This is a genomic window from Maritimibacter sp. (genome assembly GCF_016774595.1).
GTDB lineage: Bacteria > Pseudomonadota > Alphaproteobacteria > Rhodobacterales > Rhodobacteraceae > Maritimibacter > Maritimibacter alkaliphilus.
This window is the reverse complement of record NZ_JACBWT010000001.1, coordinates 2,178,676-2,204,341: the sequence shown is the minus strand read 5'-3', so window position 1 is coordinate 2,204,341 and position 25,666 is coordinate 2,178,676. Positions and strand designations below refer to the sequence as shown.

General features: G+C 64.4%; 4 protein-coding genes. 1 reads left to right on the top strand and 3 read right to left on the bottom strand.

Annotated features, from left to right (window positions below):
• Positions 1-32 precede the first annotated feature (32 nt).
• Positions 33-800 (top strand): precorrin-6A synthase (deacetylating), encoded by a 768-nt coding sequence (cobF, locus tag HOY44_RS10980; RefSeq protein ID WP_287434699.1) that lies wholly within the window; start codon positions 33-35, stop codon positions 798-800.
• 22 nt (positions 801-822) lie between these two features.
• Here cobF and HOY44_RS10975 read toward each other — a convergent pair whose 3' ends face one another.
• The 3 genes from HOY44_RS10975 to HOY44_RS10965 form a co-directional block, all read right to left on the bottom strand.
• Positions 823-1,398: an invasion associated locus B family protein gene (locus tag HOY44_RS10975; protein WP_287434698.1), complete on the bottom strand. Its 576-nt coding sequence runs from the start codon at positions 1,396-1,398 to the stop codon at positions 823-825.
• A 47-nt stretch (positions 1,399-1,445) separates the two neighbouring features.
• Positions 1,446-3,089 (bottom strand): ShlB/FhaC/HecB family hemolysin secretion/activation protein, encoded by a 1,644-nt coding sequence (locus HOY44_RS10970; protein ID WP_287434697.1) that lies wholly within the window; start codon positions 3,087-3,089, stop codon positions 1,446-1,448.
• Between the two features lie 127 nt (positions 3,090-3,216).
• Complete coding sequence (locus HOY44_RS10965) at positions 3,217-25,398, bottom strand: leukotoxin LktA family filamentous adhesin (RefSeq protein ID WP_287434696.1); 22,182 nt, start codon at positions 25,396-25,398, stop codon at positions 3,217-3,219.
• Between the last annotated feature and the right edge of the window lie 268 nt (positions 25,399-25,666).

Below are 25,666 nucleotides of genomic sequence, written 5' to 3'. Positions count from 1 at the left end.
AAAAGGCGCGACGGATCGACAGGGGCCGAAGAATGAAACGTAATTTGATGGTGATCGGGATCGGTGCGGGGAACCCGGAATACGTCACTGTTCAGGCCGTCAAAGCCCTGAACAAGGTTTCGGTCTTCTTCATCCCGAACAAGGGTCAGGACAAGGCCGAACTGCACCATCTGCGCCGCGAAATCTGTGACCGTTACATCGACGGGTCCGACTACCGTCTCGTCGATTTCGACATTCCGGAACGCGCCAAGGATGGGGTCTACGCCACCGACGTTGCGGCTTGGCGGGCCGAGGTGCGCGCGATCTATGAGCGGCTGATGGTCGAGGAACTTGGAGAGGGCGAAATCGGCGGCTTCCTCATCTGGGGTGACCCTTCGCTTTACGACGGCACGATGGGAATTCTGGATGCCATCACGGCCGCCGGTCAGGTCGAACTGGAGTACGAGGTCATTCCCGGCATCAGCAGCGTCTCGGCTCTGGCGGCCCGGCACAAGGTCGCTTTGAACAGGATCGGGAAGTCGTTCACGGTCATGTCGGGCCGGCAGCTTTCGCAAGGTATGCCGGATGACGGCGGAAACGTGGTCGTCATGCTCGACTCGCGCGATGCCTTTCGCGACCTAGACGGGGATCTGGAGATCTATTGGGGCGGATACGTCGGGACCGAGGACGAACTCCTCGTTTCCGGGAAATTGCGCGACGTCGCGGAAGATGTCGCGCGAACCCGCAAGGACGCCCGCGCGCGCAAAGGCTGGCTGATGGACACCTATCTGCTGTCGCGACCCTCGGACGACGGGGAATGATCCGACCGCCCGTCGGAGGGCGTCACTTGATGGTGGCGGCCTTGAGTGCGGTCATCCCCTCACCGATCCCGCTCAGGTCCATGCGGAAAATCAGGGGTTCGGAGCGCAGGTTCGGGCGGTAGCCCGCGACGACCCCCTCTTCCGACGCCGCGTATTCTTCGAGCTTGGTCAGGTCTTCGGTCAACAATGCCTCACAGACATCGGCCGAACAGGATTGCCAGACGAATTCAGCCCGCTCTTCGCTGTCGGACGGTTTGAAGGCGAAGCCCGACGGGAAATACACGCCATTCGGAACCCGCGCGGCAAGGAAGCTTTGCTCGCCGTCGGCGGACCAGAACGCAAGAACTTCGGCGAGGAAGGCGTTGTCCGACGTCCGCACGAGACGTTGCGACAGCACGCAGGCCGTCTCGCCGACCGCCACGGCCTCACAGGTGACGGTCCAGGCGCCGAAGCGTTGGCCCTTCGCGATGCGCACGGGCGCGGTTTCTTCTGCCGGGGCGGCTTCGGTGGTTTCGGTGGTGTCGTCCTGCGACATGGCCAGACCCGGCAACAGGCTGAACGCAAGGATCGCCGCGAATTTCGTAATCTTCAGTGCCATGCCCCGGATCTCCCTGTTCCGTGTGTGTTGTGCGTTCGACCCGAACCTCAGAAATTGACCGAGATCGAACCGCCGATGGTCGGCGCCGCGCTGGGTGTGGCCCAACCGACGATTCCCGTGGTGAGGGGTTTGGCGATGTAGATATCGCCGAAGACGTTGTTGCCTTGGGTGAAGCTGGTGCCGACCCCGATCGAACTGGCAAGACCAAGGGGCGCGCGGGTGCTGTCGAAGGCCTGCCCGACGTCACCGAACACGAACGGTCGGACCCCGATGGAACCGCCAAGCGCGAAGGGCGAGGACTTTTCGATCTGGAACCGGGCGACATATCCGCTGTCGCCGACCGACAGGTTCGTGGGGTAACCGCGCACGGCGGCAGGGCCGGTCACCGCGAAGGTGTTCCATGTCGGCATGACGCCGGACACGCCATACTGGCCCGAGACCGAGAGTGACGCAAAGATGTGCTCGCCCAAGGACAACGCGCCCAGCGCGGACCCCGACACGGCGACATAGGTGTTGCCCGTCGTGGCGAAGACCGCATCCGAATAGGTGCCGGCGGTGACCTGACCGGACGCGGAAACGCTCCATCCCTCGCCGTTGACGTAGCCCGTCACCCCTGCGGTGCCTTGCGGGCCCCAGGCGTTCAGCGTCTGGACACCGAGAAGCGAAGACCGCTCCCAGTTGTATGCGCCGTTCACGAAGAGCGAGATCCCACGCTCGGCGGAGGCGAGGACGGGCAGCGTGAAGCTGGCATTCGCCGACCGCGTGCGCCCGGTCACGAGCGGCCCGATGACCGAGCGTGAATTGGTGCCGAGCAGGCTGAGGGAAACGCGCCCGCCATTGGGCAGGACGACCCGTGAATAATCGACGGTTCCGGTCAACGACCCTTGCCGGATCAGGGCGGCGACGGTCAACGGATCGTTCCAGCCCGTGACACCGTTGATCGTGTGGCTCACGCCAAGCTGCGCCCGACCGAAGGCGGGCGAGCCGTAGTTATCGAGCGTGATGGTCGTGGCGTGGCGCTGGATGTCGGGCACATTCACCACAACGTCCACGGTGTTCTCGGCCGAAGGTGCGTAGTCATAGGACAACGGCAAACCATCCGTCGCCTGAAGCCGCGCGATGCGTGGGTCGATCTTCCGGTCGTCCGCCAGCTCGCCTTTCGGCAATTGCAGACGGAAGTCCAGATAGCGGTTCGAGACGATATTGGTCCCGCCTCGCGTCGCGCCGATGACCGGTTCGTAAAAGGCCACGTTCAAGACGCCGCCGGAAATATTGTAGGGGATCACCCGGGCCGAGCGGATTCCGCGATCCCGGTACATCTGCGTCAGAGCTTCGGCCAAGGCCTGAGCCGACCCGTTGCCGTATCGACGCCCGACAAGCGCCGCCTTGGCCGCCGCGATGTCCTCCGGTGCGAGATAGGCCGAACTGTTCTGGAACCGGATGTCCCGAAGCACGAAGCCGGACGGGGCGCGTTGCGTCGTCGTGGCGGTCTGGGTGGTCGTCTGCGGCTCTGCCTCCTGGTTCGCCGCCTCGGCGGCCACCTGCGCCTCGGACGAGGTGTCGGGCGTGCCGGTGTCCTGCTGGGTTTCGACCGCCGCACCTTCGTCGAGATCGAGATCCTGTGCGACGAGGCCCGGCGCGGATGCGCACAACCCAAGGGCTGCGGTCAGGGCGAGGATGGAAATTCTCATTTTTCTTTTCCGAAGATCTGGGAGGCCTCAATCCCCTGTGGATAACTCATTCCGGCCATTCTGACGACGCCCTTCAACCAGTTGAAATAGAAGCGTTGTAGGGATGCCGCAGGGACCGAAGGCCGCATTACGCCGCTTCCTCCTGATCTCCGCTCTCATCATCAGATCCGTCTTCGCCTTCTGCGTCCTCTTCTTCCTCTTCGTCGTCGTCATCGTCTTCGCCCCGATCCGAGCCGAAGGTGAAATCCCCCGGCAGCGGATTGCCCTGCGATTTGGTCTGAATGCGCGGGTCGGTTCCGCCGCGCGGGTCCGGGTCGTTGGTCTGGCCGTCGTCACCCTCTTTGCCGGTCGAGCCATTGGACCCGTTGCCGTTGTCCGGGTTGCGCGGATCCGAGGTGTCGCGGCCACCCGTATCGCCGCCACCGGTGTCGCCACCGCCCGTGTCACCGCCACCCGTGTCACCGCCGCCGGTATCGCCGCCACCCGTGTCTCCACCGCCCGTGTCACCGCCGCCGGTATCACCGCCGCCCGCGTCGCCACCACCTGTATCGCCGCCGCCGGTATCACCACCACCGGTGTCACCACCGCCGGTGTCGCCGCCACCCGTGTCACCGCCGCCCGTATCTCCGCCGCCTGTGTCTCCACCGCCCGTGTCACCGCCGCCTGTGTCGCCGCCGCCCGTATCACCACCGCCAGTGTCGCCGCCGCCTGTGTCGCCACCGCCCGTATCGCCGCCGCCCGTGTCGCCGCCGCCGGTATCACCACCGCCCGTGTCGCCGCCATCGCCATCAGGTCCGAACACGTTGAACAGCGGGTAGATTTCCGGGTTCTGGACCGGCGCGGCGCTGGTCGGGGTCGTATCAAGGGCGTCGTCGGACCCGTGCTGCGGCGAATTGCGCAGGCTGTCCACGTTCAGGGTCAGGCCCTGTTGCGTGCCAGCGAGTGCAAGGTCGAGCTCCCCGTCGACCTGAATGCTCACCGGACCTTCCTGTGACACGGCATAGTCCATCGCGACATCGTCTTCGCTGTGAACATCGATCTCGCCGAAGGCCGCAAGATTCAGCATCGCGATGTCTGACGAAGGCTTCAGCGTGAACGGCGTCGAATCGTCGCGACCCTGAATGGTCCCCGTGATCGCGGTCAGGAACACGTTGCCGGACAGCGATACCGGCGCGCGGGAGTCGGCGGTGATGTCACCGTTGATCGACGTTGCAATGACGGTTGCGTCACGATCCACGGACACCGGCCCCGAGAAATAGATGTCGCCCAAGGACACGAGGTCGTAATGGCCCGTCACACCGTTCAGCGCCTGCACCTCGACCGGGCCGAGCGAGCGGAGATAGGCCGGGCCCTGACCGAAGGTCAGATGCGCGCGCTCCGCTTCGAACTGCAACGGATTGGCGGTGGTGCCGACGTTGCTGGCGTCGACGATGAGTTGGCCGTTCGCAGCCGACACGATGCCGTCGCCGGGGGTCAGGGTCTTGGCGCGCAAGGCAATGGTGGCGACGCCGCTCTGGCTGCTCGTCAGCCCCGCGATCCGCAGAACGTCACCGGCTTCGAGGTCGATGTATCCGATCCCGGCGTCGATATCCGCTCCATCGGCAATCGTGATGTCGTCCGCGGCTTCGAGCGCGATCTGGCCTGCGCTGGCGGACCCATCGGCCGTGCCGGTGATCGACTTGTCCACGTAAATGTCATGCGCACTGACATAAAGGTCGCCGCCCACCGTCGATTCACCACCAAGCCGGACCTGCGCGGACGACCCGTTGATGACCACCGGGCCGGGGCCGCTGGTCAATTGGGTGACCCGCAATTCGATGTCGCCGAGCGGCGCGATCCAAGCCTCGCCCTCGACATCCAGCGACAGGGCCGTGGCATCGCCGCCAAGGGTCATTCCGGTGCCGCCAAGACCAACCGTGCCCACGTCCAGAGTGACCTCGCGGGCGATGACCTGACCGACGACGTCGCCGGTGTCGCCCGTCGTCACGTCGACATGCGACGCTTGCACATCGGCAAGAAGGACACCGCCGTTCACCGTGTCGATGTCCAGCACGCCCTCGTGCTCGACGGTGAACAGCCGCACGTTGTCGACCGCAGCGACCCGGATGGTGTTGCCGCCCCCTTCGATCACGCTCGACACCGACCCGGCAACGGAACCGGCACCGCGAAGCCCGGCACGCAGTTCGGTCGCGCCGAAGAACCCGAGCGTGGCGGACCCGAGGTTGATGTTGCGGGCAGCCGCGGCCGAGAACACCTGCGAGGGCCCCGTCGTGAAGTCCCGCAGGAACACGATGTCGGACATCGTGCCCGGCTCGCCAAGCGTGCGCAGGACGAGTTCGCTGAAGGCACCGCCATCCAGATCGTTCAGAAGGTTGCCCGAGGCCCCGACGATCACTTCGCCGCTGCCTGCATTGACCTTGGACAGTGTGAGATCGCCCAAAGCGTTGAAATTGGCGTTCAACTGGCCCGCGCCCGGCATCAGGTTGAGTTCGAGCTTTCCGGCCACGATGGACAGGGCGCGAGTGTCGTCGCCCGCCTGACCATGGCTGGTCAGGTTGACGGTGCCCTCGGTCTTGAAGGTGTTCCACAGACCGGAAGTTTCGGTGATGTCGCCGTTGATCCACGCGGTGATCCCGGTCTTGCCGAAGAACCCGATCATGCCGTCCTGCGATCCGGCGGAGGACGGGTGCACCACCGTCGCTCCGCCGTCCCAGTTGTAGAACGTCAGGTTGCCATTGGTCGACGCCACACGTTCCAGCGCGATCTCTCCGCCGACGACTTCGAGGGTCATGTCGCCACCGGATTCGGCGAACACCGCCGCGCCCGGCTGCGTGAGTTCGACTTCGAGATCCATCGCCCCGAGCGACTTGAGCCAGACGCCGCGCGACAGGATGTCGATGACGCTCGACGGGTCGGCGTCGAGAATCCGGCCGGATTTCGCTTCGAGGAAGACACGCTCGGGCGAGTAGATTTCCTCGATCGAAATATCGGTCGACGGTGCGAACAGGTGGATCTCGCCTGCCGCACGTGCCGCGAAAGTGCCGCCGGGACGTTGCGCATAAAGCAGCGGGCTTTCAAGCGACCCGATCCCGCCGCCCGACGCTTCGAGCACGACCGAAGTGCCGACGATCCCGCTGCCGCCAAGGATCGCGGAAATGGCGCCGGACGTGCGAAGCCGCGCATCCTGATTGGCCTCGAAAGCGTTTAGGGCGACGTCGATCTCGGACCCGACATAGGCGTGGCGTCCGGCCTGAACGGTCACTTCGCCGGTCGCCTCGATGTCGAAATCTTCGTTGCGATGGATGCGCACCCCATCGGGCAGAATCTCCACGTCGGCCCGCGCAGCCGAGAACAGCCACAGGCGTTGCTGTTTCGTGATCTGCTCGCCCGCGTCGATGAAAATCTGGTCCTCGCGCTTGCCGACATCCAGACCCGCCACCAACGTCACGTCGCGGCCGATCACATTCGGCTCCTCGATGGTCAGTTGCGTGTCGAGCACCGGCAGGATCAGATCCTGACGGAAAGCGGCCTCAAGCTCGGTCGTCGTGAAGAACGCGCTCTGAATAAGGTCGCTGACTTCGTCCCCGGTCATTTCGTAGACGTAGTTCTTGTTGAAGTCCTTTCCGGCAAAACGCTCGGCGGCTTTGTGGAACCAGTCGTTCTGAGAGGCTTCGAGCGCGTCGATCTCCACCTCGGTCAGACCGCTCGCGATCATCTCGACCCGGCGCTCGTCGTCGTAGGCATAGGCCTGGAACCCGTCGTCGTAGTCTTCGTGCCCTAGGAGTTCGCCGGTGTCCTCGTCGTAAAGGGCCAGACGCGACCACCACTCCTGATACTCCTGTGTCCGGTTCGCGATTTCGCGCTGGACGATCGGGTTGGCGTCCAGCTTCTCCTGCTCCAGCGCAGCCGTCACGGTCGCCCGTTCGGCCTCGGTCGGCTCATAGCGGTAGTCCTGATCGAACCCGAGATTGAAGAATTTCTGCGCGGCCTCGTGGAACTTGGTCGTGCGTTCCTGAACGATCTGCTCAAGCGCCTCGTTGCTCGTGCCCTTCGCGCGGAAGAGCAATTTTTCTTGCTCGCTGAGTTCCAGAATCAGCCCTTCGTCGTAGTCGCGAACTTCGACGACCTTGCCTTCTTCGTTGTAGGTGACGAGCCACGACCACCATTCGTGGTAGGCCGTGGTTTCGGTATCGACGAGGCCTGAAAGTCGTTCTTCGACTTCCGCCTTGGTCGGCGTCCGAAGAGAGTCGTTGTCGATCAGGCGAAGCTCGTCCCACAGCGCGCCAAGCAACGCGGCCTCGGCGCGCCGGTCAACCGTTTCGCGATTGTCCGCGTCCTGAATGGACGAACCGGCGATCAGGCTGACGTTGCCGGATTGCGACGCGACCTCTTCCACTTCGAAGGTGGCATCGGACGAAAGAGAAATGTCGCCAAAGGCCTGAATGTACACTTCGTCGAGCGCGTTGACGGTCATCGTGCGCTCGCCGAACGGCTCGGTCTCAGGCTTGCCGATGCGACCGGTTTCCGACAGCAGGCTCACCCGACCACCGTCGATCAGGCCGTCCGAGAAGTTCGATGTGATGATGTCGCCCTGAGCCTCGAGCTGGATTTCGTCGGTGTATTCGCTGATGACCTCCGAGACGAAGTAACCGCCGGATGCGTTGCGCAGCCGGATGCTTCCCTCGGCATTCACGACCAGCGTGACCGTGCTCCCATTCAACAGCGCGACCTGCGAGGCGCTCTCGCTCGTCGCCGCCCCGATAAGCTCGTTGCGATAGGACTGCGACCCGGCCTCGAGGTTCGCGCCCGTCCGCCGGCCGTAAATCTCGCGCCCCTCGATCGGGTTGGCGATGCGGTAGGACCGGTCGCTGAACCCTGAGGCCGAGGTTCCTCCGATATCGCCAGCGGCGGTCAGGATCGCGTGGCGCGCGGTCATCGACGTGTCGGGGCCGACCGTTAGGATGTCGCCGCCCGCATCGACCTCGATCGTGCCTACGCCGGATGCGCGAACATTCTCGGTAAACAGGACCGACCCCGCCGCGTCGATCGTCACGTCACCGCGATATCCGTCGCCGAAGAAGTCGATCCTGATCGGTTCGTCGGCTTTCAGCCGGTGCGTATAGGTGCGCCGTTCCGTAAAGCTCACGTCCGTCGTCGTGGTGACGACATCCTTGTCGTAGATCAGATCGAAAATACCGTCCGGCGTCGTCGTCTGGCTGACGAAATCCTCCTGATAGTTCAGGATCTGGCGGCGTTCCTGAAAATCGTAAGCGTTCGGGTAGGTCTGGGTAAGCGGGTTGAAGAAGTCGAGGTTCTCATTCGCGACCTCGATATAGCCGACTTCGGGTTTGTTCGGCAGGTTCACCAGTTGCGGCGCGCCGACCAGCGCGACGCCGAGATCGTCGTTCTCTTTGTGGCCGCATCCGATGAAGCTGATGCAGGTGTATGTGATTTCCGTATGCACCCGCCGCTGCTCAACCGTGCGGTCGTAGGCGGTCGTGTAGTAAAGGGCCATGTCATCGACGGGGTTGTAGAACGCCTGCGTCGTCGGGGCCGGGTCGGTCCCGTGGCTCAGGTCAATCTCGATGGTCGAATACCCTTCGGACAGCCGATACTCGGTCGTCAGGTAAACGGGCTGCCCACCGATGAAGATCGTGTTCTCGGCGATCTTGTTCTTGTCGATGATACGGATGACGCCCTCGACACCTTCGTCCGGGCCAAGGTCGATATGAGAGAACACGAGGTCGCGGGAGGAATTGCTGACGACGTCGAGCGTGCCATACCCGTTCGCCGCGATGATTTCGCCATCGCCGGTCGATACGATCTTGCCGGAAATCTCGATGAACCCGCCTTTGGTGCGGATCGGCGCGACTTCGAGTTGATCCGTGATCGGGTTGTAGTTCACCGAAACGTTGCCGGTCATATAGGGATCGCCGGGGAGGGACGAGGGCGGGTTGTTTCCGATTCCGCCGATCACGTCGACGTTCGTCTGATCCGCGTCGCTGCCGACCGGCTCACCACGAAGCGGCGCATAGAGCGGAATGATCGTGCTGCCCCCGCGGGTGTCGAGATAGGCGTCGATGGCCGAGCTGATCGTGAGATCCCAGTCTGTCACACCGGATTGAATGCGGCCGTTGATGTTCAGGACATCGGCATAGATGAAGATGTTGCCGACAGCGGTGACCGAGCCGCCCGCTGCACGATCCGGCAGAACTTCGGACGGCTGGGGCCCATAGATTGAATTGACCGCCGACCGCGCCGACGCGAGCGACAGGTCGGGATCGTTGTTCATCCTCGAATAGACCCGATCCCAGTAGAGTTCGATCGCGGCGAATTCGTTCTCGTAAAGACCACGCGGATCGCCGGTGATGTGGGTCGTCGGATCGGAGGGTGCGAGGAAGAAGTCGCCGCCGGAATCGATCGTCACCGATTGCGCGTTTATGTCGCCGCCGAAGACATAGACGGAACCGTCCTGCGTGAAGATCTGGACGTTCCCGTTCAGGTTCTCGACATCGCCGACGACATAGACATCCGCGCTCGGCCCGTTGTTCGACGCGGTATAGAGGTTGCGGATGATGATGTTCGGCGGCGTGACGTCGGTGTGGTTCGCCGTCAGGTCGAAGGCAGGCACTTCGCCCACCCCGGTTGCCGTCGGATCGTAATTCGCGCCAAGCGAGATCAGATCGCCGATGGTATCGACGGACACACCGTTGTAGCGGACCTCGCCATAGTCCTCGAAGGGAATGACGAGGCCGGAAACCTCGACGGAAAGCGACGAGCTGTTGATGACCTCGATCAACGCATCACCGTTCGCCGTGATGTCACCGGACCCGAGGAAGAAGTCGCCAGATACGTTCACGTTCCCGCCTTGGGCCGACTCGTCCGTGATATAGAGGAAGTCGGTCGAAAGCTGGCCGATACCGTTCGAGTTCAGGAAATTGTAACGCGCTTGGAGGGCTTCGATCTGGGTCGTCAGCGTGTCATAGACCGACGAATTCACGTCGTATTCGTCGCGCAGCTCTTCCAGCTCGTCGATGAAACTCAGAATCTTTTCACCGATGTTGCGATCGAACTCCAAGGCGTAGGAGATGTCGCCTTCTGTCGTGATGACCAGATCGCCAGCGTCGTTGACCGCCGGATGCGACCCTGATCCGGCGAAAGCGATGTTGATCCGCTTGGCCGCGTAGGCGCCCGCCTCGATCGATCCGTCCACGGTCACACCGGTTTGCGCGACCGAGCGATATGTTCCGCTTTCCCGCGCGAGCGAGACCTCATCGGCGCCGATCAGACCCCCGAAGAAATTGCCGACGGCCTCCGCCGCTTCGGAATAGGCGTCGATGGCATATCCGTAGGCGTAGGGGTCGGTGATCCCGTCGCCCGTTTCGAGATTCACGTCGCCCGCCGCGACCAGCGACATGCCCGAGCCGACGTCGATGAAGGCTTTGTTGCGCAACTCCGCCAGCGCATCCGGGTCGGAACTGAGCGGTATCGCCGTGCGGTTGTGAACCCGCGTTTCGGCATGCTGGTACTGTTCCTGCACGCCCGAGGCATCGGCGCCTGCGAGGATCGAAATGCTTCCCCGGCGGCTTTCGATCTCGCCCGAGGCAAGGTCGATCAGGCTCGAATGCCTGAGGATCGTGTGGGCTTCGGATTCACCCGCGCCCGCGAACCCATAGGTGCGGATATAGGATTCCGACACCATTTCGGCATCCGCGCGCGCCGTTATGTTCACGTCGCCGTTCGCCCGGATGGTCGCGCCCGTCATGCGGATATTGCCCGACGACCAGACGTTCGGATCTTCATGCGCACCCACGATCACATTGGACACCAGCTTGGGCAGCGGCACGGCCCCGCCCATGTCCCCCGTCAGACGGTCGGTGAGGTCATAGTTCGTGCGCATCGCGATATTGACGTAGCCGGTATCGTTCACCGGATTGGCCGTTGTCGAAAGCTGCGTGATCGTAACGCCCGGCCCGATGTTGATAAGCGCATCGCTCTCGACCTCGGTGCGCGACACCAATGCCGCGCGGTTCACGCCACCGAAGCTGCCGGTCACGCCGTTGAAATCGATGGCGCGTTTCGTGATGTCGTTGACCGAAGCGATGTCGATGGTCTTGGCGCTCAGGTCGAGCCCGATATTCAACTGGCTGTCGCTTTGAACCTCGTTGATCTGGCGCGTGGCGCCGTAGCCGACAAGCGCGACTTCGATGCTGTCCGAATTGCTCTCGAACTCGATCTCGCGGTTCGTCGCGATGTCGATGTCGGTCGCGTTCAGTGCCGCACCGTCCAGCCGCAACTCTGTCGTCAGGTCCATCGTCAGGCGGTTCTCGGAGGCATAGATCGACACGATCCCGCCGCGACCGGAAACCGAATTGCCGAACAGGTAACCGTCGCCCCCGGAACGCGCGGTGAAGGTGCCCGCGACCGACGCTTCGGTCACGAAAAAGACGTCGAGGGTGGACGAACTGTAGTCGATGCCGCGGGCGAGCGATGCGCCGAGACCAACGAGGCTCGCCGTGACGCCCTTGGACAGGTATTCGAGGTCCGCCTCGTTGCGCGCTTCGAGCCACGCATCGCCACCGACCTTGAACTGCGAGAACCTGAGATCGGCCGTCACCGCGCTTTCATTGCGGGCCAGCGTGTTCGACCCGTTCAGGCTGCCCCCGGCGATGGTGGTAGAGGTTGCATCCGCCGACACCGTCGCATTCGCCGCGCCCGGAACGTTGTCGGTCGCCAGAACCGTGACGTTGCGGACTTCGAGGTCGATGGCCTGCCCGAAGATCGACGTCTGGGATTCGCGCCGCGCGACGGCGTTGTTCAACCCGGTGGTTCCGGCCCCACCGACAAGGCCGAACGCACTCGCCATTACATCGCCGGAGTTGATCGCACGAACCGTCAGATCGCCGCCGTTGATGCGGACGTTGCTCAGGTCGACATTGACGACCGAACTGTCCTTGGCCGTCGCCGACGTGCCGCCGACACCGATGGCGCCCGAGGTGATGAGGTGCACCTTCGCATCGGTTTCGCCGAACCGGCGCGCTTCGATCACGATGGTCTCGGCTTCGAGCTGTGGCGCTGCGCCCGTGCGGCTGAAGTTGACGCCGACCTGGCTTTCCCGTTTCGCGCCAGCGATCGCGACGCCGACACCGATGGCACCTCCGACACCGGCGGACACCTTGGCCTGCGTGACGCTCGTTTCCTCAGCCTCGATGGTCAGCGTGTCGGCCAGAATATCCGCGTTGCTGCCGATGTTGACGCTGACGGCACGGCCGACACGCATATCGACGATACCCATCGACGAGGCGATGGCGCCGCCCGACCCGGCAATCGCCTCGGGCGTGCCGTCATCCACATCCGCCAGCGCCCCGACGCGGACATCACCCCCGCGCGCGTCGATTGCGACATTGGCGCCAAGGTTCGTGACGACCGTCGTGCCGCGACGGACGATTGCGACGCCATGGGTTGCCGAAATCGCACCACCCGATGCACCGCCCGCAAGGATGTCGAGCCGCCCGCCCTCTTCCGAGCCGATGTCGACATTCGCCGCTTCGATCGTGACGTTCGTGCCGATCCGCGTTTCGATCGTGTCGACATCGGCACCGTTGAAGCTGTTCTCGAGATTGATCGACCGGCGGCCCGTGGTGACCTTGCCCAGCATCGCTGCCAGAAGGTTCTCGTTGCCGTCCTGCGGCCCGTTCGGGTTCGCGCCTTGGGCGACGTTGTAGGTCTCGTCGGGCGGATTTTCGCCCGCTTTCACGGGATCGTCCGTGTTGGTGAAGCTGTCGTCTTGCAGGCTGTCGTCTGCGTCGTCGATCTGCTCCTGCCAATCCGGCACTTCCTCGTCCGGGTCGTCGATGCGCACGCGTTTGCCGTAGGTCAGCAGGATGCCGGACCCCTGCGCGGAAATGGCACCGCCGCCACCCGCGACGACCGCTCCGGTGAAGTCACGCTCGCCATAGGCATTCACGGTGACGTCGCCCGTCGCCTTTAGGATGACGCCCGTACCGATTTCGGCAAGGACGGCGTTGCGCATGGAGGTGATGACGCCTGCCGCACCGACCGAAATCGCGCCCCCGGCAGCGGTCAGAACGAAAACGTCCTGCCCGTAACTCTGATGCGCTTCGACGGTCACGTCGTTGAGGTCCGGGCCATCGACACGCGTGTAGTCGCCGGTCCGCGCGGTCACCGACTGTTTGGCGGACGTGTAAAGCCCGGCCCCCGCGATCCCGACCAATCCGCCGCCGGTGCCGACCACGACCTGATTGACGCTGTAACCGCCTTCGCCGTTCTGGCCGTTGACGAACGGCACCTTCTCGGACGGATCGGTCCGGGCGTCGGCGTGGACGAGAAGATCGCGCCCGACGGTCAGCTCGACATAGCCGTCATTCGCGCTGCGGCCCGACGTGGTTTCGGCGACGACTTCGTCCTGCGCGTCGAGAATGACGATGGAAGCGCCGACACCGACGAAACCGCCCCCGCCCGACCCGGCGGTCATACGCGACTGGCGCGGCGCGGTGGCGATGATCGACGTATCGCGCCCGGATTCGACCGCTGCATCGGCCATATAGGCAATCGTGCGCGACTTGGTGATGCCCACCTGATTGACCCCGGCGACACCGGCGTAGATGCCGACCGCACCCGACACGGCGAAATGGGACAGGCTCTCGGGGGTCACGGCTTCGACCGTCACGTCGCGACCGGCGAAAACATCGGCCTGTTCGATCCCGGCCCGGGTTTCCTTTTCGATCTTGAAGAACTCGTTATGCGCGCCGATCCCGGCCGTCGTGCCGAACGAGGCGGTGACCGAAATCGATTTGATCTTGGTCGCGTTGCCCGCGAACACGTCGACTTCGCTCGCGCTGGTCACATCGGCACCACCCGCGATCTGGGCCACCACGCTGTCGGCCACGAACAGGATCGGAACCTGAGCGGACACGGACACGCCGGCCGAGGCGGAGCCTGTCATGGCCAGAGTGTTGAACTCGGTCGAGTTGTCCGCGACCACCGCGACGCCGTGATAGGTCTGTGTCTGCCGGTCGAGCCAGATATCGCCGCCTTCGCTGCGATGCGTGCCGACGACCCCATCGTCCGATGCGCTGTTCTCGGCGATGACGAGGCTGCCGTCGGTAATGGCCGCTGTGACGATGGACGAGCTGTCGATCACGGCGACTGAAACGCCGATGGCCGCCGAATTGCCGACGGTGACATTCAGCGTCGTCTGGTCGAAGGCCCCGTAGAAGGTTTCGTCGCCGCCGCCGACCGCATCGATCCGACCGCCGTTCAACGCCTCGACAAGCACGTCGCCCGCCTGCACCTGCGCATCCGCAATCAGTGCCGAGGTCGTATCGTTCTTAATCGTGATCGAGATCGAGCCGGTGACGCCAGCCGACCCGCCGTATCCACCACCCATCCCAGACGAGACGACCTTGGTGTTGTTCTGCGCCCGCACGATTGCGTCGTCCGCCGCGCGCACCGTCGCATCTTCGATCTTGGCAGTCGTGAACCCCTTGTCGACGGCAAGACCCAGGGCGCCACCCGCACCGACCGACGACGCGATGACGACCTGATAGGCAAGTCCCGCAAGCTCCTGACTGCGGATCGCCTCGGCGCTGACGTTGGCGGCCGACACGACGGTCGCGCCGCCGTCGATCAACGCATCGACCGCGGAACGATTGAAAATGACTCCGTTCGCCGCACTGATGCCGGTGGAGTTGACGGACCCCACACCTGCGACACCCATTGAGACGACCCGCGTATCGTCACGCGCCGCCAGCCTGACGTCGCCTGCCGAGGTGAAGATACTCGCATCGTCGCTGATGCGGGTCTGCGTCCGGGCGAGCATTTCGTTGAGGGCGAGCGTCGCACCGAAGCCAAGATCCTCACCGATGGACAGGACACCGGCCATCGACCACATGCTGTTGTCGGATGTGGCCGTCAGCCCGATCCCGCCCGTGTTGAGCTGACCGTTGCCGACCACACGGGCGCGAACGAACTGCACCTGCCGCGTGATCGCCCCACCCGCGCCCAGCGCGTTGCCGAGGACCGAGGCACCTGCGGAGGCGGTCATCACCTTGGTCTCGGATCTCGCGGTCAGTTCGATGTCCTGCGCGACGCTGAAGGCGCCCGCGTTTCTCAGGTCGATGACCGCGTCAACCTCGCCCCCGACGCGCACCCACGACACGCCAAGGCCGAAGCTGATCGGGCTGTTGTCCTCGCCCCCGCCGCTGTCGCCGCTCCCCTCGTTCGACTGACCGTCCGCATTCGCGCTGTCGGCCTGATCGAAGCTGTTGGCGCCTTCGCTGTCTTCGCCGGGGTCGACCTCTTTCTCTTGTTCCTCGTTCGCGCTCGCCTCGGACTTGGGCGCATCCGGGCGTTTGGCGACGCGAAATTTCCCGGTGTCGGGGTCGCGTTCGACCGTCCACATATCGAGGATGAAATCGGCGAGGCTGATGTCCAGCGCCGCGGTGACCTGACCCGAGATCACATCGGCCTCGCGCCCGTCGATGGCATTCAGTTCGAGGTTGCCGTCGATATTCACGCTGGCCGTGTCGATATCGAACCGGGCTTCGATCAGGCTTTCACGGGTCAGGTTGAATTCGGGCAGCGTTAGGGTCGTATTCTCCTCGACGAAGTCCGCGCCTTCGTTCAGCGCGTCTTCCACCAGATCGCGCAGAAGTACGCCGCGCGGATCGCCGTCGACCTGACCCAGATCGTCGGAGCGTTGGCCGAAATCGACATAGCCGAACGACCCGACCGCCGCGAAACCCCCGCTGATCGTCACACCGATCCCGACCTGAAGCACTTCGGTCAGGTTCTCGGCCGTCAGGATCACGTCACCATCGACCGTCAGGCTGCGGTTGCCGACGATGCGGGCAGACGTCAGACCGTGGAACTTGAGGATGCCCGCGCCGATGCCCACGCCCTTGGACGAGCGGTTCGCACCCGCTTCGATCGCAAGGAACGTGTCATCACGTCTCGCATCGATCAGGACCGAACCGCCTGCATCGACGGTGACCCGAGAGATCTCGGCGATCACGTCCCGCGCGTCGGTGGTCCAGGCGATATTGGCGAGCCCCGTGATGCTGCTCGACTCGTCAAACAGGTCGGTGCCGCCGCCGTTGTGGCCGAGGATCACGTTGGTCGCCTTGATCCCGGACCGGGCTTCGAGCTCGATATTGGCCGTTGTGGTCGCGGACCCGTCCGAGAGCCGCGCGATGAGGTCACGCTTGTAGATGTCGACGCCGACACCGCCCGATGCCCCGGCCCCCGAATTCTCGGAATAGCCGTTGGCGAACACGTCGTGGCGGGTTTCGTCCAGCGCGGTGATGACGATCTTGCTCGCGGTTACGGCGCTGTCGTCGATCTGGGCGCGCGTTTCGCCGTTGCCTTTGAGGATCGCGGTGATGACGTCGATGCCATACTTGGTTTCGCCGTCACGCACCGCGACCGCCCGCAACAGGCTTTGCGTCGTGGCTTGGGCGACCACGTTCACCCCCGACAGGTTGCTGTCGGTGATTTCGGCGACCGTATCGGCATTGTAATTCGTCAGCGCGACCCCGACCGACCCCGCGATATTGCCGGAGGCGGTGACGGCGCCCTGTCGGTTCTTGACCTCGGCGTCTTCAAGCGCGTCGACCTCGACCCCGCCGCTGCTGTTCAGGTTGGTGTTGTCGATGACCGCGCGGGTTTCCCAGTTCGTCGTCAGAATCGAGATCGGAATGTTCACGGCGAACCCGCCGTCCTCGTCCCCCTCGTTGTTGGACGCGAGACCGGATGTCAGCGCGATGTCCGCCACCCCGGTGTGCCGTGCGCGGGAGCGGATGCCGTCGACGTCGCCGGTGACATACTCGACCGCGGCGGTCGTGGTGCGGCGGTCCACCTGCGCGCCGCCCGTGATGCCCAGCGCAAAGGCGCTGCCCGCGCCCGAGAACCCGACCGTGATCCCGGCATCCGAGGTATTCTCGGCCAGCAGATCGACGGACTCGGCAATGTCGAGTTGCATCGGTGTCGCGCCGGACCCCGCGATACGGGCTTCGGTGGTTTGGGTCAGGACGTTGACCACCACCGATGCGCTGATCCCGATTTTGGGATCATCCCCGGTCGCCGCCGCAACCCCGTCGATCTGGCGCGCGTTCTTGGCGTCGAGTTCAAGCGAGTTTGCCTCGACATTCGTCTGGTAGACCTCGGCCCGCACGGTTTCGACGCGCGTATTCTGGGCATAGGTGATCCCCACGCCGATGCTGTCGGAATTCTCTTCTTCCTGCGGATCATCACCCGCGCCCGCACCTGCATCGCCTTCCCCTTCGTCCGGGATCGGCGTGTCATCCGCCAGCGGGTTCACATCATCGATGTAATCCTGCGCCGTCTCGTCGTTGTCGTCGCCGAGCTGCTCCTCCCGCGCCTCTTCGGCGACTTCACGGGCCAGCGATCCGGCGACCGCCACGGTCGCGCCGGTCAGCTCGGCTTCGAGCGTCACGTCGCCGCCCTCGTTTATCTCGGCGAAACTCACCTGCGCTTCGACGACGGAACGGCCAAGATGCAGCGTGCCCGACCCGACGAGCGAGAAGGTGCTGCCAGCGCCACCGCGCCCGGCCGAGGCGGCCAGCAGATCGCCCGCATCCTTCGCGACGATCGACACGTCGCCGCCGTTCACGGTGTGGGAGCCGCTGGCGATAAGCGCGTGAACCTCGGTCTTCACATCGGTGATCGAGACGGCACCGGCGAGCCCGATGTTTCCTGCCGTTCCGACCACGGCCCCCGTTCCGATCAACGCGTCCGCCGTGTTCTCGGCAGACAGGGCGATGCTGTCGGTCATGACGGTGGAATTGGTGGCAAGCGTGGAAACGGCGGTGTTCGTGCCGAATACCCCGCCGAAATCCGCAGCGAGCGCGAATCCGAATGCCTTGTCGGAAACCTGATCCTGTCCGGTCTCATCCGACGTGGTCTGTTCGCCCAGCCCCTCTTCATTCTCTTCCTGCCGGTCGGCGGTCAATTGATCCGGCAGGTCGATCTTGCCGCGCTTCTTGCCGTCTTCGCTTTCGTCCTCGGGCGTGTCGGGATCGTCCGGTGTCGGCTCGGCCTCGTTCTCGTCCTCGATCCCTTCCGCCCCGGCGCTGGCACCCGCGACCGAATATCCGCCCGTCACGGTGGTGATGCTCAGGTCGCCGAGCGTCAGTTCCGGCGCACCCCCGCTTCCTTTGAGCGTGGCGAGGATGTCTTCGGTCTTGGAGGATGTGACGGCGGCAATGGCGGAACGGTCGGCAAAGATGATCCCGGCGCCCAAGCCAACTGCGACCTTTCCGGCCTGCGACCCGGCGCCACCGAAGGCGAGCAGCCGCGCGGTGTCTTCGGCGTTGAGCATCGTGAAATTGCCGACGACCAGCGGATTGCGGTCGTCCACGATGGCGCGGGCGTCGCCGCGATAATCGATGATCGAGAAGCCACCGTTGAACGCCACCGTTTCCGCCGCCCCGAACGACTTGGTGACGACCATGCCCTGCATGTCGTTCGTGGCCGAGGCGTCGATACTGGCGAGGTTGACCGCGCCGTTATTGGAAAGAACGCCGAAACGAGCCGTGGCATTCGCATCGAGGCGCAGATACTGCACCGCGCCACCGATCCCGACGGTGCCCATGGTCCGCTCTTCATCCTCGCGCGCATCATCACGCTCTTCCTTCGATACATCATCGCCGGGGATATCGTCGGTCAGCCCGTCGACCGGGACGGGCGATGGCGGATCCACATCCTCCTGCTTTTCGGGCGCAACGCTTTCTTCGACCGGAATGTCACGCAGGGCGATCAGCCCGCCTTCGTTCTCGGCCTCCAGCGTCACGGCGGCACCCGACCCCAGCTTGGCGTCGTCCGCGATCTCGGCGACCGTGTCGAGCTTGGCGGTGTGAATGCCGATGTCGACCGCGAACCCGATACCGGCCTGACCCTCGGTCCGGTTGAGGATGTTCCAGTTCTCCTGATCCATCTCCAGCGCCGGATCGGGGAGGAGGTCACCGGCAAGCAACGCCTCGCTGTCGTCGATGGTCTTGAGCCCGAGCGTGGTGTCATTCAGCGGGTTCTGAATGTCGCCCAGCGAGTTGGTGGGAAGTGAATTGGTCGCGCGCACGGTCAGGTCGGAGGCGGTCAGGGCGCCGATCGTCGGTTCCACCCGCGCGGTGACGGCCGACCCGATGAACCCGTATGAAAAGGTGCCGACGAACCCGACCTTGTCATCGAGCGAACCTGCCTTGGTGGCCGACACCTTGCGGTAGTGAGACAGATCCTGACTGGCGGCGAGCGTGACGGTCGACCCCGCCACCGACGCATCGGACAGGTCGAGGTCACCCGCGATCTGGTCGCCCGTGACCGTTCCACCGATCAGGGCGGTCACGGTCGTGTCGGTCCGGTCTGCGTTCACGGCGATGGCGAAGGACAGGGCGTTCCCTGCCTTCTTCTCGTCGTCGTCCTGGTCGCCGGTGCCGGTCTGTTCCTCGGCGGTGTCTTCGGCCTTTTCGGTTTGCGCATCCGCGATGTTGGCGAGCGCGTCGGTCAGGTTTCCGCCCGCCGCATCGGCACCGCCCGCGTCCTCGGGCGTTTCGGCCTTGTCCCTCTTGCCGAAGGGGGTCTTGGGCTTGTCCGGCCCCCCACCCTCTTCGATCTCCTCGTCCAGTTCCTCGTCGGTGAGAGAGCCGGTGGTGACGATCGCCTCGGCCTCATACCGGGTCGTCGTATCGCTGGCGGAGATGCCAAGCGTCCCGCCGCTGCTGGCCTGACCGCCCATGTAAACGGCTGTATCGGCGTCACCGAGTGAGACGATCCCGGCGCCTGCGAACACCAATGACGTGCTGTCCGCGGCATGGGCCGTGAAACCGAAGTCATGCGTGGTCGTCGCGCTGATGGTCACGCCTGTCCCGCCGGAAATGACCGAACCGGTGTTCGTGCCGCCGTCGATGATGACCCGGTTCAGCGCGTCACGCAGCGACAGGATGCCCGCGACCTTGACCCTGCTGTCGCTTTCGACGCGCGCCGACACTTCCTGCACTTCGCCAACGACGGAGCGGACGGAAACCGAGCCGTTTCCGGGTGCGAGCAGTTCGGAGTTCTGAATCCAGACCACCGACTGCGTATCGGTCAGCGCGAAGCTCAGGCCGACCGTGCCCGCGCTTGCGTCTACGTTCGACGTCGTGACCGCCTTCGACAGGATGTCGATTTCACCCTTGCTGCCAGCGACGACGCCGGGCACGTCACGGTCCGCGACGATGAGCGTATCGGTGATGTTGACCGAAGCGGTGGCGTGCACGACCGAGGGCGCAATCGAAATCGACACGCCCTTGCGACCCTTGCCCTTTTCGTCCGGCGCGTCGCCGCCACCGGTGTCGCCCGATCCTGTGTCGCCCGGGTCCGGCGCAGTCTCGGACGGCTCTTCGGCTTGCTTCGCCGCGTCCTCCATCTGTTCGGACAGCTTGTCCATCTGCTGATCGCCGGAATTCTCGGCACCCACCGCGTCACGCGCAGCAAAGACGGTGACGGTCGAAACCGGCAGAGCCTCGGCATGGATCAGGACCTCGCGGCCAACGGTGTTGTCGGAACAGATTTCATCGACGCAGGTGTAGTCGCCCTCGCCTTCGCCCTCGAAGCCTTCCTCGCCCTCGAACCCGCCTTCACCTTCAAAATCGCCTTCGCCTTCAAAACCGCCTTCACCCTCGTCGAAGGAAAAGTCGAAGAAGCGGCCGTTGGTGATCTTGGTGTCTTCGATGTCCACCGACGCGGCGGACTTGAACTGGTTGAAGCTGGCGCTGATCGCTACGCCCCACGCGTCCTCGCTATGCGCGGCGCGCCCCGTGACCAGCGTGTCGAAGACGCTTTGGTCGATGGCCGTGATGCTGGTCAGCCCGTCGCCAGCGTCCGCCTCGTCTTCATAGACGAAGATCATGCTGTCGCGCACGATGACCGAGGTCGTGTGGTCGATCAGGGAAAGCCCGAAGCTTCCCGCGATGCCGACACCGTCGACGGCAGACGCGGTGACCGAGCTGGCCTGACCGTATTCCACGTCGGTCAGCGCCGTTACGGTGATCTCCTGCTCGAATTCAGAGCCTATTTCGGCCCCTTCGATCAGAACTTCGGTCGCGACCGTCCCGAACGTCGCCGCGAAGTCACCCGCGAACGAGAAGGTCTTGGTGCCCTCCCCGCCGCTGTCACCGCTGCCGCCGGGATCGGGTGCCGAACCGTCGTCGCCTTCGCCCATCGCCTCGGCAACCGCATCGGCTTTGTCACCGAACAGGTCCGAGGACAGATCGACCGGCGCCTCATCCTTGTCGGACGGAGGAATCTCGGCTTCGCTTTCATCCTCGGGCGTATCCGGGTCGTCGGGGGTTTCCTCATCGTCGGGGAGCGCGTCTAGGGCCGATGCCGTGCCCGCCGCCAGAACCGAACCGGTGGTGGTTGCGGCGATTTCGATGTCCTTTTCGACATTGACGTCGGGCGTGGTGATGATCGCGCGCGTATTGCGATCGGTCAGGTTCACCGCGACCCCGATCGCGAACCCTTTCTCGGCATCGAGACTGCCGGACCCGGCGAGCGTGACCACCGAGGTCTTGTCGTCGGCCCGGATGACAACGCCGTCGTCGCCCCCGCCTTCGATCCCGTCCGCGTCGTTCCGAACGAGCGTGTTGGCCTGATAGTTCGTGATCGCGACGGCGATGTTGAACCCCGTCCCTCCGTCGTCGTTCTGTGCCTGCGCCCGCGCGGTGTTGACGATCAGCAGATCCTGCTCGGCGCGCTGTTCAGTCGCTTCGAGCGAGAATGTCGCATTCGGGCTGAGAACGGACCGGGCCGAGGCGTTCACGTCCATCAGGGACAGCGCGCCACCGTAACCGCCCTTTTCCCCGCCGGTCGAATTGCCGGGCGACCCGGCGCTTGCGATGATGTCACCCGCATTGCGCGCGATCGCGAAGGCGCGGGCGTTCAGGTCTTCGTTGTCCCGGTCGTTGGAACGGAAATAGGTCTCACGCTCGACCCAGACGTCCCCGACCGTGGCATCGGCGTCGAGTTCGAAGTTGGTCGACAGGATGTTGATCCCCGCACCCACCTCGGTGCCGCGCCCCGTCGTCTCGGCCACGAACATACGCGTGTCCGTGGGCGTCTGCGCCACCGGATCGTCGGCATCTTCGGGCGCATCGGGATCGGTGGTGTCGTCGGGAATGCTCGGATCGCCGGGCTTCAGGCCGGTGACACCGTAGCTGTCGCCATCCGCGAAATTGCCGACCGCACCCGGTCGCCCCGGCCGGTTCGGGCGTGGGCCCTTGGGCGTGCCCGGACCCTTCCAGCCCGGTTCTGTGGTCGACGTTTCGTCATCGGGATCGGCACCTTCGCCGACCTCGTCCTCCGGCACGACATCGCTGGGATCGTCGCTTTCCGTCTGCTCCAAAGCATTGCGGTATTCGCCCCACCAGTCGCCGACCTCGTCACGGCCTTCGGTCTCGGCCAAAATGTTCTCGGCGATGACGCCCGCGTCCGAAGGGCTGCGGATGCGGGCCGACCAGTCGCCGTCGGCGTCACCGTCGATGTTGGCGGTCGCCCCAAGACCCCACTGGGTGATCCCGACCGAGACGAGCAGGACCTGCTCGCCACTGGTCGCAAGCTCTTCCTCGGTCTGCCCGGTCAGATCACCGTCATCCTCGGGGTCGGGCTGGGGGACCGACCCGACCTGCGTCAGCGTCTCCACCCGCACGTCCTGTAACGTGTTTCGGGCCGTGATCGCGACCATCGGGTTGTCGTCGAGGTTGATCTTGGACCCGTCGGCGTAGAACTGGCCACCCGGTCGCCCGTAGGAGCCATCCGGTGTGGTTTCGATCAGGGGCGCGATGAGCGATGCCGTGGACCCGTCGGGCGCTTCGTATTCGTGGTCGCCCCCGGCCTCGGCCACCGAACGCGTCGAATGAACGATGATCGAACCGGCGAGCGCGAAGCGGTTCTCGTCGCTGTCGCCCGACCCGCCGCTGCTGCCGCCAGCGGATCCGTCGTCCATCTTGGCGGACAGCGCGGTGTTGACGGCATCCGTCAGGGTGAAGTTGCCAAGGACGAGCGCAGAGACGTCCGGCGACAGGGCTTCCTGATCGTCCGGGTCGACCGCCTGATCGTCCCGGTCCGGATCGATGTTTTCGACCGTCTCCGACCCGCCCGACACGCGGGCGCGGCTTGCGAACCGTTCGACGGTGGTTTCCGCACGAATGTCGATCTGGCCCGACTGGGCAGCGATGGCACCGCCCAGATAGGTCTCGGTCAGGCTGTTTTCGAGCGAAATGGCAAGCGCCACGCCTTTGGCCGCGTCGCTCACGACCGCATCCGAGGTCATCAGGATGTCGCGGGTGGTGAGCGCGGCGATGTCGATGGTGCCGCCGGTGGTCAGGATGGCGTATTCACCCTGATCGACGTTCGGATTCCACGGAATGTAGATCGACGTGTCCGGATTTGTGCTCGCGAATGGGTCGAAACCGATGACCGGACGCACACCATTCACGATGGTTTCGGCCCGCGACCGGCGCAGCGAGGCGGCGACCGCGAGATTGAAGGCGGTGGGATCGACGTCGGGATCCTCGACCCCCGACTTGGCCACGAGCGTCTGCTCTTCGCTGACCACGGAATGCACTTCGATCGAGTTTCCGGCGTCGATGGCCGTGTTGTGCAGGGTGGTGCGCGCGACCGTGTTGGACACGGCGATGGAGAGCGCGAGGTTCTGGTTCTCGGGCGCGATCTCGAAATGCGTGGTGGCGCGGGACACGACAATGGCATCGGTGTCGGCGAAGATGTAACTGCCGTCCATCTCGATGATCGCGTGCGCGTCGAGGAACATCGGCAGGTTTTCGATGTCGATCTTGTCGAGTTCCGCCTGCGCGCCGCTCGCAATCCCGTTCGCGACGTCGAGCACGGCTTGCACCGCTTCGAAATCCGCGAGCGGCCCAGCAAGGGACGAAAGGTAGGCGTCGGTCGCGGCTTCTACATCGACCTTGTTGTCCTTGAACGTCGTGGCCGAGACATGGACCACGTCACCCTTCAGGATCGCTCCGGTCATGGAAACGCGGGTAATACCGACTGGAAGCGCGTTCTGGGCGACGTCGCCCGGCGCGGTCGTCTGGTCCGTCAGGCGGTCGTCCAGACGCGCCTCGATGTGGATACGCCCGCCGGGGTGAACCCCGTCCGTCGCGATGATCCGGCTGCCCTGCTCAAGCGTGATTTGTGGCGCGGTTAGCGTCACGTCACCAGCCGGGCCGCTGCCGGAGATGGTCGAGATGGTTTCCCCTGCCGACAGGGTGATGGTTTCGGTCGCGATGACCTCGAAATCGGCACCGTTCGTGGCGGTCCCGGTCAATACGGCGTGCTGCGGGTCGATCAGGATCTTGCCGCCGACACCTTGGGCCGAAAACGCCTCGAGGTCGCCGAGCGCCTCGACCGTATTGGTGGCGGAGAACTCGACGAAGCCACCGGTGCCGCTTCCCAGTGCGGCGGCCGAGATGACGGCGCCTTGTGCCAGCAACGCCGACCCTTCGGCATAAATGTCGATCGTCCCGGCCGCCGCCGAGCCGGTGGATTGGCTCAGGATTTTCGCACCGCGTTCAAGGACGATGTCACCGGCCGAGCGGACCCTGACCGTGCCGCCCGTATTCCCGTCCTGCGCGCGCACGGTGGCCGTGCCGGAAAAGGTGACGCCGGTCTGACCGTAGATGTCGACCGTCTGGCCAGCGGTGATTGAGCCGCCGACGTTGACCTGTCCGCCCGCGCGAAGCCGGACGCGCTGATCCGCCGTCAGCGCCCCGTTCACCGCGATGTTTCCGGGGCCGAGCGGCACGGTGCCGTCGATGATCTGGCCGATGCCCTGCGGGTTCACCGAACCCCCGGTCCCGAACAGGTTGTTCACGACGGATTGGGATGGCGTGGAAAGCCCGATGGACCCGGCCCGGATCGTGCCCGTGGGGCCGACGACGACGCCGTTCGGCGCGGCGATGTAGACGTCGCCCCCGACCGAACCATTCTGCATCCCACGGACCATGCCATGAATCTGGGCCTGACTGCCGTTGACGATGTTGATCGTCCCGCGCGTGCCATTCGGAGCGTGGAGGTTGACCGTCGCGCCCTGCCGCACGTTGAAGGATGAGAACGAGTTGACGCCGTGGTTGTTGGCGATGGTGCCCGTTCGCACGTTCGCCGTCGCGCCGTTGCGGGTGATCGACGTGGCGGTGCGCCCATCCGGGGTGACCTGAGCAATGGCGAGGTGAGGCGAAACGAAAGGCAGGGCCACGACCATCGCGGTCGTCGCCAACAAGTTCGCTCTCGTGATGGGTCCCCCGCTGCGCAAAGTGCGCCTCTTCAAAACGTAATTGCAATCTACCGGCTCAGGGTCGGGCGTTCACTAACCTTTGGTCAACGATAACCGTGCCCTACGGCGTCCAGAAGTGTGGGAATTGCCGTCTCAGTTCTCAAATTCGTTGGCGTATACCGCAATTGGTGTATGCTGTTCCGGTATTTTTTGGCGGTGAATATGAGTGACCCGGGCCCCTTTTCGACTCCGGACAGCTTGATCGAATCGATTT